Origin of the sequence: Paenibacillus sp. FSL H7-0442 (assembly GCF_038593105.1) — a bacterium.
GTDB classification, from domain to species: Bacteria; Bacillota; Bacilli; order Paenibacillales; family Paenibacillaceae; genus Paenibacillus; species Paenibacillus polymyxa_D.
The window spans coordinates 697280-711493 of record NZ_CP151963.1 but is presented as its reverse complement, the minus strand read 5'-3'; the positions used below and the strand labels follow the sequence as shown (position 1 = coordinate 711493).

At 41.3% G+C, this 14214-nt stretch carries 9 protein-coding genes; 3 read left to right on the top strand and 6 right to left on the bottom strand.

The genetic code is table 11. The features are described 5' to 3' along the window. Window positions 1-36: 36 nt before the first annotated feature. Window positions 37-2466 (bottom strand): nitrite reductase large subunit NirB, encoded by a 2430-nt coding sequence (nirB, locus tag MHH57_RS03110; protein ID WP_342434817.1) that lies wholly within the window; start codon window positions 2464-2466, stop codon window positions 37-39. A 406-nt stretch (window positions 2467-2872) separates the two neighbouring features. Here nirB and MHH57_RS03105 point away from each other — a divergent pair, with 406 nt between their 5' ends. From MHH57_RS03105 to MHH57_RS03095, 3 genes are read left to right on the top strand one after another with little or no spacing between them, the layout of a single operon-like run. Continuing rightward, on the top strand, window positions 2873-4552 hold the full coding sequence (locus MHH57_RS03105) for a spore germination protein (protein WP_342419438.1): 1680 nt from the start codon (window positions 2873-2875) through the stop codon (window positions 4550-4552). A 24-nt stretch (window positions 4553-4576) separates the two neighbouring features. Continuing rightward, window positions 4577-5680, top strand: coding sequence for a GerAB/ArcD/ProY family transporter (locus MHH57_RS03100; RefSeq protein ID WP_342419437.1), 1104 nt, complete (start codon window positions 4577-4579; stop codon window positions 5678-5680). After that, the gene (locus tag MHH57_RS03095; protein ID WP_342419436.1) at window positions 5673-6872 is read left to right on the top strand and encodes a Ger(x)C family spore germination protein; all 1200 of its coding nucleotides are present in this window, start codon (window positions 5673-5675) and stop codon (window positions 6870-6872) included. Before MHH57_RS03100 ends, MHH57_RS03095 begins: the two co-directional genes overlap by 8 nt. Before the next feature lie 112 nt (window positions 6873-6984). Here MHH57_RS03095 and MHH57_RS03090 read toward each other — a convergent pair whose 3' ends face one another. From MHH57_RS03090 to treP, 5 genes are all read right to left on the bottom strand, one after another. Next, window positions 6985-9027, bottom strand: a complete 2043-nt coding sequence (locus tag MHH57_RS03090; protein WP_342434816.1) for a serine hydrolase domain-containing protein — start codon at window positions 9025-9027, stop codon at window positions 6985-6987. A gap of 123 nt (window positions 9028-9150) precedes the next feature. Continuing rightward, entirely contained in the window at window positions 9151-10452 is a 1302-nt protein-coding gene (locus MHH57_RS03085; protein WP_341162347.1) for an ATP-binding protein, read from the bottom strand. A 1-nt stretch (window position 10453) separates the two neighbouring features. Then, window positions 10454-11194, bottom strand: coding sequence for a LytTR family DNA-binding domain-containing protein (locus tag MHH57_RS03080; protein WP_341163729.1), 741 nt, complete (start codon window positions 11192-11194; stop codon window positions 10454-10456). Between the two features lie 210 nt (window positions 11195-11404). Then, a complete protein-coding gene (treR, locus tag MHH57_RS03075) occupies window positions 11405-12154 on the bottom strand; it encodes a trehalose operon repressor (RefSeq protein WP_342434815.1) in 750 nt (249 codons plus the stop codon). A gap of 76 nt (window positions 12155-12230) precedes the next feature. After that, window positions 12231-14189, bottom strand: coding sequence for a PTS system trehalose-specific EIIBC component (gene treP, locus MHH57_RS03070; RefSeq protein WP_342434814.1), 1959 nt, complete (start codon window positions 14187-14189; stop codon window positions 12231-12233). Window positions 14190-14214 lie beyond the last annotated feature (25 nt).

Sequence of the window (14214 nt, the reverse complement as noted above, 5' to 3'; positions counted from 1 at the left end):
CTTGATTGCTCCCTTCCTCAGGCATTTTAGATACAATTACACAATAGACGGGGTGACAACCTCGAATAAATTCTTGCGTGAATCCTCATCATTGATGATCTTTTTCCAAGGGTCTTCGGCCTGTTGCAGTGCAAATTCGATACGTTCTACTAAAGCTTGGCGATTAGCTGTATCCTGAACGACTGCTTTCTGAATCTCTTCCAGACCGATCCGTTCCACCCACTCCGAAGTACGTTCCAGGTATTGTCCTGTTTCGCGGTAGAGTTGCATTACGCTACCTACAATATCAATCAACTCGGCGTCGGTTTTCACTTTACAGAGTGAATCAGCCAACCGTGCTTTAATACCGCCATTACCACCGATAAAGATCTCCCAGCCCCCATCATTACCTACGATTCCGATATCTTTGGTACATGATTCCGCACAGTTGCGTGGACATCCATTAACCGCTAATTTGAATTTTGCCGGGAAGTCCAGTCGTTCGAATTTCCGTTCCAACACTTCTCCCATTCCCATCGAGTCCTGTGTGCCAAACCGGCAAAATTGCGATCCAACACAGGTTTTAACCGTACGAAGTGACTTCGCGTAGGCATACCCCGACGGCATATCGAGTTCTTCCCATACTTTAGGCAGATCCTCTTTACGGACACCGATCAAATCAAGCCGCTGTCCTCCTGTTACTTTAACGACCTTAACGTTGTATTTAAGAGAAACATCTGCTATCTTCTTCAAATCTTCTGGGGTCGTTACACCGCCGTACATTCTAGGAACAACTGTAAACGTTCCATCCTTTTGAATGTTCGCGTGCAATCGCTCATTTACAAAACGGGAATCCCCCTCATTTTCATAGGTGTCCGGGTTAATCATTCCCAGATAGTAATTCAGCGCCGGCCGGCATTTGGAGCAACCTTCATCATTATGCCAACCCAGTACATTCATAACTTCACGCGTTGTTGTCAGCCCTTTGGTTTTGATCGCTTCCACAATCTCGTCCCGGCTCAATGTTGTGCAGCTACATATTCCTTGCTTGGCTGACGTCTTGAAGCTGTCTCCAAGAACATATTGTAGAATCTGCTCCACGACCGGCTTACATCCTCCACAAGAACGAGTTGCTCCGGTACATGCTTTAATTTCATCGACTGTAGTCAGCCCATTGTCATTAATTGCATCAACAATGGCCTTTTTAGTAACACCGTTACAGCCACACACAATTTCATCATCGGCCATCGTTTCAGCGGATGATGTTTTCGACCCGTGATTGCTGCATCCAGTACCCATGAGCTGTCCATATATTTCATCTGTCATCAATGTTTGCTGACGCACATATTTTTGCAGGCTAGCAGATTCGCTCACATCGCCAAACAGTACAGTTCCAACAATCTTATTTTCACGAAGCAGCACTTTTTTGTAGGTCCGCTTCCACTCATCTTTTGCAACAATCACCGTATGTTCAGGCTGGGTTATGAATTCGCCAGCTGAGAAAACATCCACCCCTGAAATTTTGAGCTTGGTGGAAACCACCGATCCCATATAACCTTCAGTTTCCGCGCCTGCCAAATGTTTGGCAATGACACTTCCCTGCTCAAACAGCGGAGCTACCAGACCATAACAGATTCCGCGGTGTTCAACACATTCCCCTACAGCATATACATCCGGCACAGAGGTTCTCATCAAATCATCGACTACAATACCACGGTTCGTTTCCATACCACTTTGCACAGCTACCTGAATATTAGGCTTGATCCCAACCGCCATAACGACCAAATCCGCTTCCAGCTCGCTTCCGTCTGAAAACCGCAATCCTTGTACGCGATCTTGACCGTACACCTCCGAAGTTTGCATTTGCATAGCAAACTTGATTCCTTGGCGTTCTAGTTCTGCTTTTAGCATCGCAGAGGCTTCCCGGTCTAGCTGACGTTCCATCAAATCTTCCATTAAATGAACGACCGTAACATCCATCCCCAGATTGACCAGGCCTTTAGCTGCCTCCAGCCCCAACAGACCTCCACCAATGACAGCGGCCTTTTTATAGGTCTTTGCCGCTTCCAGCATTGCCGAGCAATCGGCGATATCTCGGAAACCAATAACTCCCGGTAATTCTTTACCCGGAATAGGCAGAATAAACGATTGTGAACCAGTAGCCACCAAAGCCACATCGTAATCAATTTCCAGTCCGTCTTCGGTGAGAATCTTCTTGTTCTCACCGTCGATACTTTTAACCATTTTTCCTGTATATAAAGTAATCCCTTGATCCGCATACCATTGCAAATCGTTCAGTATGATATCATCTATTGTTTTACTACCTTCCAACACATAAGAGAGCATGATCCTGTTATAGTTCGGATGCGGCTCACTTCCCAGGACTGTAATTTCATATTTATCTGTTAATTTTAAAATTTGTTCGACCGTATTGATACCAGCCATCCCGTTCCCTATAACCACAAGCTTCTTTTTACTGTTTATCATATACCGGTTCCTCCATTCATTCGACGCTACTTCCTATCCGACGACATCTCTACGTTTCTAATGAATATTGTTTATGCTTCTATTTTAATACAGCAGATAGAGCTATATGTGACTAGAATCACAATGTAGTTAAAATTAAGAATATTTAGGGATTTCCCTATTCCGTTTCAAGGGATTTTGCTCCATTCTCTACACTGGCTCTCAGTGCTAGATAGCTCTATAACAACAACAGAAGTGTTTCGTGTGAGATCTGCCGTAATGATTAGATTTAAAAATAGTGTAGTTGATGATCATTTGCTCTGGTCATCGAACGAATCTTTCCAGTTCATGTGTAAATACAACCTTTATAAGGAATACTTTAGGGACAACTTGTATCTTAGAATTGAATCGTATGGAGGTGATCATCATGTGGTCTAAAATTATTTCTTATATTCCAAGCTGGAGTACACTCTTTCAAGCAGGCCTCGCGTTGGTTATTCCTTTAGGAATTTATTATATAAACACATCGATTTATTCGTTTGTCGGCAGTAAGGGGGCAAAATCCAAACATTCTTCTGATCGTCCGCTTTCCGACGAACATAACGAAGGCGATGCTGATCAACAGCATGAACCAAGCTCCAAAATTACAGGGAATTACGATTCCGATTTAGATTCGATCCGAGAGTCTATAGGCGAAAATAGTGATGTGCATTTTCGTGAGTTTATGTTGAAGAAATTTCATGCTCGGTCCGTATTAGTCTTCATAGAAGGTATGCAGGATGAAAAGCTTATGAGCAATCAGGTATTGGAGGTCTTGATGTTTGAGGGCCAGCAGGGCCAGCAGGACCAACAGGAAAGTATAAGTACCTCTTTTATAAAAGATAGCTTGATGCCACTTACGCAAATTAGTGAAGTTACCAGTATGGAGGAACTGTACGAGTTCATCCTTTTAGGTCATACCGCCTTATTAATTGAAGGAATGAAGGAAGCACTACTAGTGGGTTCGCCTAATGGCGCTATTCGCTCCGTCAATGAACCAACCTCTGAAGCATTACTTCGGGGTCCTAGAATCGGTTTTACGGAAGTATTAAGTGAAAATACTTCGATGCTTCGACGCCAGGGCTTAAATAAAAATCTGGAAATAAAGAAATTCCAGGTTGGAAGCCGAATCAAAAAGGATCTGGTTGTCGCGTACATCAAGGATATTGTGAATCCGGATCTTCTTGAAGAAGTAAAGCGCAGAATATCAAAAATAGACATGGATTTTTTGGCTGAATCCGGTTATGTGGAGCAACTCATTGAAGACAATTATTTAAGTCCGTTCCAGCAGGTTCACAACACAGAGCGACCCGACCGTGTCATTAATGCATTACTGGAAGGAAGAATAGCCATTCTTCTGGACGGGACTCCCTTTGCACTTATTGTCCCGGTGACCTTCAGTATGCTGCTTCAATCTCCCGAGGATTATTATGAACGCTGGATTCCAGGTTCACTTTTACGTTTGCTGCGATTTTTTGGAGCTTTCATAGCGCTGATGGGTCCTGCTTTGTATATCTCTTTTATTTCGTTTCATCCCGGTTTGATTCCGACCAAGCTGGTCATTAGCATCATTCAGACCCGTCAAGGTGTCCCTTTTCCTTCCGTCATTGAAGTCATGATTCTGGAAATTTCGATCGAAATTCTGCGGGAAGCCGGTATCCGATTGCCCAAACCCATTGGTCCTGCGATGGGCATTGTGGGAGGCTTGGTCATCGGCGACGCTGCTGTAAATGCGGGCATTGTTAGCCCCTTCCTGGTGATTGTGGTTGCGGTTACTGCCATCTCTTCGTTTTCGATACCGACATACAGTGCGGGCATTACCTTGCGTCTTTTGCGTTTTGTTGGAATGCTCTTCGCAGCACTCCTGGGCATGCTCGGAACCATATTGTTCTTTCTGTTGATTTGTATCCATCTGACGAAGTTGAAAAGCTTTGGCGTACCGTATGTAACTCCCTTTTCTCCCATGCGACCAAGCGATTGGAAGGATGTGTACATCCGGGCTCCTATATCTCTGATGAAACGAAGACCTGTTATGATGAAAACGCAGCAACGCAAACGTAGACCATGATGCCAAGACGAAGGAGGAGCCACTGTGTTTAGACGCTCTGATGACAAGATCACAACGAAGCAGGCGGCTGTATTCCTGACCAATACCGTATTGGGCGCAGGAATTTTGACACTGCCGAGGGGTGTAACTGAACAAGTACAGACTCCTGATGCATGGCTTTCAGTCCTCATCGGTGGAGGTATTGTCATATTCGTCGTCTGGGTCATGGTGAAATTAAGTCAACAGTTTCCCGGAAACACCATATATCAATACTCCAGAAGAATTGTAGGCACTGTTCCGGGAGGAATCTTAAGCGTGCTATTAATTATATACTTTATAATCATCGCCGGCTTTGAAATACGTGTGTTAGCTGAAGTGACCATGTTTTTTCTGCTCGAAGGCACACCCATCTGGGCGATTGTGATTCCATTTATCTGGGTAGGGAGTTATTTAGTTTTTGGAGGCATTAATCCCATCGTGCGACTGTACCAGATTGTACTTCCAATCAGTCTTTTCTTTCTGCTTTTTTGTTTTCTCTTTAGCTTAAGGATTTTTGAAATTGATCATCTTCGTCCCGTATTGAGTGAAGGGGTTTTACCCGTCATCAAGGGGCTGAAATCAACTATCCTTGTTTTCAGTGGATGTGAAGTCGTCATGACACTGGTCGCTTTTATGCAGCACCCCGAGAAAGCATTTAAGGCCATGGTAGTGGGGATCAGTATCCCTTTAATTTTGTACTTTTTGACCGTAGTTATGGTGATCGGCGGGCTATCGGTAGATTCCACTGTGACAAGTACTTGGCCTACCATTAATTTGATGCGCAGTTTTGAAATCCCCGGATTTCTTTTTGAACGTCTAGAGTTTCCACTGCTAGTGATCTGGATGATGCAAATGTTTTGTAATTCCTGCAGTTTTTTCTTCAATGCATCCTTAGGTGTTTCACAGGTGTTTGGTTTTAAATATCGTTATGCGGTTTTCGGTTTAATCCCGCTAATCTTTATCTCCACAATGACTCCTGTTCGTATGATGGAAGTGTTTAGCCTGGGCGATGCGATCGGATATATAGGAATCATATTATTTATTTTGATTCCGGTATTTCTCTCCATTGTGTTCATGATCAGGAAGAAGGGAATGAAGCAAAATGTGTAGACGACCTATCCTATCTGTACTGCTTGCCTTTATTCTTCTGGTGACTCAAGTCGGTTGTTGGAGCAGCAAAGAAGTAGAGGAACTTAGCATATATACAGGAATTTCTCTGGATAAGGGGGAGCTCACTCCATTGGAACAAGATCTGGAGAAGAAAGGCAGCCGTTACTTCAAGAAAAATAAAATTACGGCCAGCGTACAAATCGTCCCCAAAAAATCATCTGGAAGCCCAAACCAACAAGGCGGAGGAGGGGGACAAGAGCCAAACTATAACAACATAACTGGCACAGGAGATTCTTTGCTTGAAATCTTCCGCCAACTCTCTCTCCGTTTGGATCGCCCCGTTATTGGCCACCATCTAAAGGTCATGGTGGTTGCCACCGATTTGGCGAAAGAACAGACGATGCAGCAATTGATGGATTTTGCGCTTCGTGATAATGATATTCGCCCGAGTTGTTTGGTCTTTTTAAGCAAGGGACGAGCAGCTAGTACTTTAGTCACCAAATATAAGGAAGAAGTCCCATCCATTCATATTCTGTATATGCTTCGTAACCATTTCAGAACCAGCAAGGTAATGAGGGGGGTCAATTTGTCTGAATTGGATGGGATGATGCATTCCAAAAAAAGCTATATATTGCAAAACATCACTGAATCCGATGGGGAATTGGAATTTTCAGGTGCTGGTATTATTAAAGGAGATACCGGTCACTGGATAGGCAGTTTGGACCAACAAGACGTGGAGAGTATTGGATGGATTACAGGTGATGTTAAGGGCGGAGCTGTAAAAACATATGACAAGCGGAATGAAGCTATCACTTACGAAATCAAATCGGTAAAAAGCAAAATAACAACTAAAGTAACCGAAGGCAACGATATCTCGTTTCACGTAAAAATTGAATCCAAAGGACGTTTAATCGAAAACTGGGATGATAAAGCGGACCCGACTGAGACACAAAACATGAAGGAGGCTGAGAAAGAGTTTGAAAAACAAGTGACTCGCAGGATTAAGTCTCTTATGCACAAATTACAGTCAGAATATAAAGTCGATGTTGCCGGTTTTGGTGACCATTTGCATATTGAGAAACCGCAGGTGTGGAAAAAAGTAAAGGATGATTGGGATTACAAATTCAGCAAAATACCCGTAACCTTTGATATAAAATTATCCATTACGGATTTAGGCTCATCTGCTGAATGAAAAAGTCGAATTGGCCTTATATAAAGGCCAATTCGACTTAAGATTCGCGGTTATCTACTTAACCTCCAACGCTGCAACGGTCGTTCCTGAATTTCCAGAAGCGGCTACACGCTTATTTCAAATTGATTTTAAATACATCCCCTGCATTGCCACCCAAAACAATCAAGCCACCTTTGGGCAGTACAACCGAATTGTTATTGCTAGCAGTTGAAAATTGTACAACCGCTCCGTTTTCATCATAGACAGCGAACCCTCCGCTTGTTGGAAAATCAACGGTCATCGTTTTATTGGCTGAGTTTTTATCTATTTTATACCACGTGGCTTGGCCATTAGATGGTATGGTGTACACTGACTTTCCTCCCAAGATAGGTTTAACAGCATCTTCACTGATATAGGATTGTCCATCTATGGTTAAATACTCCGAACCATCCTTGGTATAAAAATTCAGGTCAAATGCATCTCTTCCACTCATAACAGGAATCTCAACGGCATTTACTGCTTTATTCTCATCCACAATTTTAGTACCACTTGCGTATCCATCATGATCAAAGGATATTTTTTTCGTTATAAATGAGGGGGCCAGATAAAATATGGAAGATATCTTTTCATCCAAAGCATAATAATTTTTCCCGTTTCTGTTTTCCCATGCCTTTTTAACTATGGGATTTACAGGATTGGCATCTAGCTTTTGATATTCATAAGTCACCATAACCATTTGACCTAATCCCGGAAAGTTTAAATATAGGTTAGCCTTAATATACGTTTTTCCGTTTTTTTGTTTGTCAAAGCTTATGGCTACACTGCCATCATTGCTTTTGAATTGTCCATTGCCTGTATACACATATTGTTGCGCCGGGACGAATCCATCCAAGAAAGCAGGTAAATCAAACTCACCGTTTTTAATCTCTACATTGATGGTTGTACCCACAGAACCGTATAATCCCGAATAAGAAAGTAAATCAGATGGCATTTCCACTTTTACAGGAGGCTCAAATGTTTTCTCCGGTATGATGTCTTTAATGATGCCCTTATCTTTTAAAACTTCCAATAAAATGTTAGAAGCAAAAATACTATCTAAGATGGAAGACCCTCCAGATGAAAGCACAGCCATAGAAATATGATGCTCTGGTATGGTGATCAAAGTAGAGTGATACAAAACAGTATCCCCACCCTTGGATAACGCAGTTATTCCGTAATCACTAAACGGTGCCAACTGAACCGCATCCCAACCAAGTCCATAATTAAAGCTGTTTGTCTCTTCAGGTACCCATATTCCATTTCGATATTCATGACTTTTCATGGACTTCGCCGATTGTACAGATAGAATATCGGGTCTGTTCCCCGTTAATACTTCTGAAAACATAGCCACCTCTTCTGCGGTGGAGTATAAGCCCCCTGTCCCGATGACATTGGCATTTTCAACCGGTAAAGCCCCCTCAACCGCAGGAAAATAAGTTTTGGACAGCTTTTGTCTATCAAATTGATCGAGAGGTGTTTTGGTAGATTTCAAACCTAAAGGTGTACTAATATGCTTTGCCAGGAAATCGGTGTAACTTAGACCGCTCACCCGCTCAACCAATATTTCAAGCAATTGAAATCCATCATTGGTATATACGGAATATTCGCCAGGGTTTGATTTTAAAGTTTCTGATTGCAACCTTAGCAAGAGCTCATCATGATTTTCTGTATCATTGTCATTAAATAACATACTATTTTTATAGTGAGCACCGTAAAGACCTGACGAATGATTTAACAGCATACGGGGTGTAATTTGTTTGTATCTTTCATCAGACATTTTAAAGTCCTTAATGTATGTTGTTAGCGGCTGATCAATATCTACCTTATGGGCATCGACCAGCATCATCGTTGCAGCAGATACATACATTTTGCTTGTAGAGCCTATACCGAACATCGTATCTTTGGTGATCGGCTCGTTGGTTGCTTTATTCTTTACACCCACGCTATCCGATAATACAATGTTTCCTTGGTCCATAATGGCATACTGCACACCGCTAGCACCGTATTTGGATACCAGCTCCGAGGCTAGACTGCGAGCCTTTTCCTTGATGGGTTCAGCAGTGCCTTGAGCAAAAGTATTCGTCATCGGCAGTACAAAAAGCATAGCAGAAACGAACACAGCTATTATTTTCTTCATTCCATATTTCCTCCTCTTATAGCTTCACCAGGCTTTATTACTGACCTGATCATACAATGAACGAGGATTCTATATAAAAAAACACCCTTAAACGAAAAAAACAATCCCTAAACAACATGATGTCTAAGGAATGTCCTTATAAAATGGCAATAAAACCATATTATCGAATACTTTATTTTTCGTTTCAATGGTCATATTCCCACCGTATTTGTCACATATTCTAGATATATTGGTTAAGCCAATGCCATGAACATCCGGGTTTGATTTTTGACTATGCAAATGGGCAACTTCATTCTCCACATGATTAAGGATGTGAATGAACAGCGCGGACTCATTGGAATGTATTTTAATAAGAATGTACCTATCATCCGCAATCCTGACCCTTTTAGATGCTTCTATGGCATTATCCAGCATATTGCCCAGAGCGACACATAAGTCATAACGTTCAATATTTACTTTCTGTGAATACAAGTTAAGCTGGGTATCTACCTTGATGCCATTGGCCAGAGCAATATTAAGGCTGTTCGTGACAAGGGCATCTATAACCAGATTACCGGTATTCACTCTTTGATATGCTCCTTCGATTTTATTTAATGTAACCTTAATATGTTCACTCGCCTCAGCCAATTCATTTCTCTTGATACATTCTTCAATATACAAAAACTGTTGGTGTGTATCATGAATGATTCTTTTTATATTTTTGAAGCTGTGAACCGTTTTTTCGTAGTTAGCATCTTGGTAGTCCATCTGATGTTGTAATTGAGCATTTTCATGCATTAATTGAAATTTTTCAATGACATTATCAAAAATATATATGATAAAAACATTTAAGGAAATAAAGCCAATAATAGAACCAAAATAATACATATTCTTTTCACTATAAACAGATAAAACATTGACCTGGTATAAACTTATGATGGGAACGATTAGAAATAAAATATAGTAACGATGCTGCAAAGGGAAGGTTCTGCGTTTGGCAAATAGACGTATAATCTGAATGACAGCAAACATGATAATGCAGCTGAGTAACATAACCTTAGAGAATATCAAGTGATCTTGTCCACTCAAATGGCTAAAGTTGCTAATTTTAACGGAGCCTACAGCATATAAAATATAAAGAGATATAAAATTAACGATGGTTATCAATACAGCATAAAGGATAGAAAAAATGATCTTTGTCTTTATTTCCACTGTATACGATTGCGCTAAACTAAATATGACAAGTAATGCTAAAATCGAAGATACCGCAGGAGTCAAATAAACACTTAAATATAAGGAATCCAGCAACCCAAAAATAATGAAGTATACGAATCTGTTCGGCTTTCGATTGGACTTATCAAAAACCGAGTTAAAGTAAAAATTCACTTGGAAGCACATAACAAGGACAACGCAAAGATTAAGAAGCAGGGAGTTATATTCCATCATATTAATGCATCTTCATGATCATAAATTTGGTATATAAATCTTTAACTTCTTTTATTTTAGAACGCCCAATAGGTAACTTCACATCATTTGACATCAAAACATCACCGCCAGCAAATTTTTTCACATGAATTAAGTTTATAATAATCGAACGATGAATCTGTAGAAAATTGTGTTCTTTTAATGCTGAAGCATAGTCCGAAAGAATCCCTTTGCTATCATAGGTTTGAGTAGAGGTTACAAAATGCAGTTTGTTTTTTATGGTTAAGCTTTTGACCACTTCAATACTAATGATATCATCATATTTTAAAAGCACTTCCTCATAAGCTGACTTGATGATAACGAATTTTTTATCTAGAGATTGAAAATATTGACACAGCTTTATCATTTTTTCCTCAAAGATATGGGGAGCAATCGGTTTTATTAAATACTGAAATGTGACTACGTCAAAACTTTCCACCATATATTCAGGGTAGTTCGTTAAAAAAATAATCTGTTCATCCAGGTGATTTAAACTCCTTATTTTTTGGGCGGTTTGAATTCCGTTCATGCCATTCATTTCAACATCCAATATTAAGATATGGAATGGAGACTCATGGTTTTGATAATGAGATACCAGCTGTTCTCCGGAGTCGAATAATTCAACTTTAAATTCTATACTGGTCTTTATCGACAAAGTAATCAGCATATTTTTAACAAGTTCTCTCTGCTTGTGCTCATCATCGCAGATAGCCACTCTATACATAAATAACATACACCTCGTTCCCATTGCATTGATCATGGAATTGTATTCTAAACAGTATATAACCTTTTAATATTCAATAAACAGCTTTTGGATAAAACGCAAATTCAAATCCCTCAAATGCCAGTATACAAGCTGCTCAGCAGTTGCATCCAAGGTAAAAAAGAAACCCTCGTCTTAAAAGACGGGGTTTCTTAACTATTTTATTGATCGTTATTTTAAAAAATCTGCTCTCTTGTCTTCACCGTGGGAACGTCTGGCAAAGTCGATAAATTGGAATTTGTCTAGCCGATGCCTTGACTCGGTATACTGGAACAACGTGGTGTCTTCCAGATAAACATAGTTACGTACTACGACCACATGAGTGTAGTTCTGAAGGTCCATCAGCCTATGATCTTCTTCGTCTGCATTTTCTACGGAAACGACCTTTTTGGCATAACTAATTTGAAGATGGAGCTCTCCCTCCAAATATTCGTAGATGGACCCACGACTAATTTCCTCGGTAAGCACAGGTACAATGTCTGATCGAAAGTAATCTTTATCCAGTATGACGCATTCACCTTCAATCTCACGCGCACGAATAACTTTCCAGACCAAATACTTGTCTTTGTCAATCTCAAGATGATTGGCTATGTCATCTGGAACTGGAATTAGCTGATTTTCATGTACAATGGTACGTGATGTACGCCCAATTCGTTCAGACATTTCCTTGAAACTGACCAGTCCTCCTATAGGAAAATCCATCCGTCCAATATCCAGAACAAAAGATCCTTTAGCTTTTATTTTATGGATATACCCATTTTGTGCAAGCAAGTGAAGTGCTTTACGTACGGTTTCACGAGAAGTGTTATACTCTCGGGCCAGTTCATTTTCAGACGGCATTTTAGTGCCTGGAGCCAATTCGCCTGTCTGGATTCGTCCCGAGTACTCCTGATAAATTTGCAAAAATATATTCTTTGTCAATTTTCATCACCACGTTCATTGTAGCATTCTTTCACTTCCCTGTTCACTATAATAGACTGTGCGAATTGAATCTGAATTAATTCCTATGACCTGATGAAGAATTCAAATGAATTCTCATTAAGGTATACTGCAAATCGTCTGCCTCACCTGGCAGTTCTTCAACCGATTCAATCATACTCTGACCATCCGGGACAATGACTGGTGTAATGACGGGATATCCGGATTTCTGAATCAGATCACGGTCAAATTCCATCAGTAGTTGTCCTTGCTCCACGGTTTGATTGGTCTCCACATGCATGGTGAATCCCTCACCCTTCAGTGACACCGTATTGATCCCCACATGTACCAGAATCTGTACACCTGTCGAATGCTCCAAAATCAAGGCATGCTTGCTTTTCATCATGATATGAATAACTTTTCCCCTGAATGGGGCAAGAATCTTGCCATCCTTCGGTTCCACTGCAATACCTTGCCCCATCTGCCGTTCGGCAAAAGCCGGGTCAGGAACTTGTTCCAGCGGTACAACACGTCCTCGTACGGGAGTCCTCACTTCAAGCACATCTATTGCGGTATTTTGCGGAAGCGAGTCTTTTTGTACGGAATCATTGGCTGGTGCAGCCTGACGGCGCTTAGTTAACAACTTGCCATACATTAAAGTTAAAGCAAATGGCACAATTAACACGATCGCCATCCCGATGAAGAATACACCCCAGTTGTTTGGGAAAATAGACAAGAAGCCTGGAATCCCGCCCACACCAATGGAAGAAGCCATCACATGATTTACGGTGAGCAGTATACCTGCAATACCGGACCCGATCATCCCAAATACGAATGGATATTTATATCGGATATTCACCCCGAATATGGCAGGCTCGGTTACACCCAGAAAAGCAGACACAGAAGAGGTAAGAGCCAACCCTTTTCCCTTTTGCTCCTTCAATACCAGCATCATTGCCAATGCTCCGGCACCCTGAGCGATATTGGACAGTGCCAGCATCGGCCAGAGGAACGTTCCACCCTGCGTACCAATTAATTGCACATCCACCGCCAGGAAAGTATGGTGCATTCCCGTTATCACGAGCAAAGAGTAAAAGCCTCCATAAATCAGGCCACCCAGCGCAGGCGCCAAATCGAAAACGTATACAAGACCAGACGTAATAGCATTACCAATCATAAAAGTAACCGGACCGATCACTGTAAAAGCAAGAAATCCCGTTATTAATAATGTAATCGGTGCCACGAGTAACAGCTTAAATGAATCCGCTATCTTTTTATTTAGGAATTTTTCAATTTGTGCAAGCACGTAAGCGGATACTAAAACAGGTAAAACCTGTCCTTGATAACCAATCTTGTTCACTTCCCACCCAAACAAATTCCAAACCGGAACGGTTCCTTTGGTAACGGCATCCGCATAACCGTATGCACTTAATAGATCTGGATGAACCAGAATCAGACCCAGTACAATCCCGAGTAAAGGACTGCCACCAAACCGGACAACGGCTGACCATCCAATTAAGGCAGGTAGAAATGCAAAAGCGGTACTGGCAATGGTGTTAATGATAGCAGCAAAGTCAGTCCATTGAGGATAGACCTGAACCAGAGCCATACCTTCGAAGAAAATTCCCTTGCCTGTCAAAATATTATTTATTCCAAGCAATAAGCCTGCAGTCACGATTGCGGGCAAGATGGGGATAAATATATCTGCCAGCGTCTTGATGGCACGCTGAATTGGATTTTGTTTTTTGCTTGCCGCATTTTTGACATCATCTTTAGAAGCCCGACTACCTCCTGTAATGGAGATCATTTCGTCATATACTTTATCCACCAGACCTGGGCCAATCACGACCTGATATTGTCCTTGTGAAGAAAATTGGCCTTTGACCAGATCATTTTGTTCAAGTGCATCTTTATCAACCAGCTTATCATCATAAAGGGCAAATCGCAGACGAGTTACGCAATGCGTAGAGGCCTCTATGTTGTCTTTGCCACCAACGGCTTTTATAATGTCTTCTACCTGTGATCTTTCAATCGCCATTTAGCCCACTCCCTTAACGTTTGCT

Bases quoted from the DNA above. Each gene is read 5' to 3' on its own strand.
- MHH57_RS03080 (WP_341163729.1), bottom strand. From the start codon at position 11,194: ATGTATAGAGTGGCTATCTGCGATGATGAGCACAAGCAGAGAGAACTT.
- MHH57_RS03105 (WP_342419438.1), top strand. From the start codon at position 2,873: ATGTGGTCTAAAATTATTTCTTATATTCCAAGCTGGAGTACACTCTTT.
- nirB (WP_342434817.1), bottom strand. From the start codon at position 2,466: ATGATAAACAGTAAAAAGAAGCTTGTGGTTATAGGGAACGGGATGGCT.
- MHH57_RS03085 (WP_341162347.1), bottom strand. From the start codon at position 10,452: ATGATGGAATATAACTCCCTGCTTCTTAATCTTTGCGTTGTCCTTGTT.
- MHH57_RS03095 (WP_342419436.1), top strand. From the start codon at position 5,673: ATGTGTAGACGACCTATCCTATCTGTACTGCTTGCCTTTATTCTTCTG.
- MHH57_RS03090 (WP_342434816.1), bottom strand. From the start codon at position 9,027: ATGAAGAAAATAATAGCTGTGTTCGTTTCTGCTATGCTTTTTGTACTG.
- treP (WP_342434814.1), bottom strand. From the start codon at position 14,189: ATGGCGATTGAAAGATCACAGGTAGAAGACATTATAAAAGCCGTTGGT.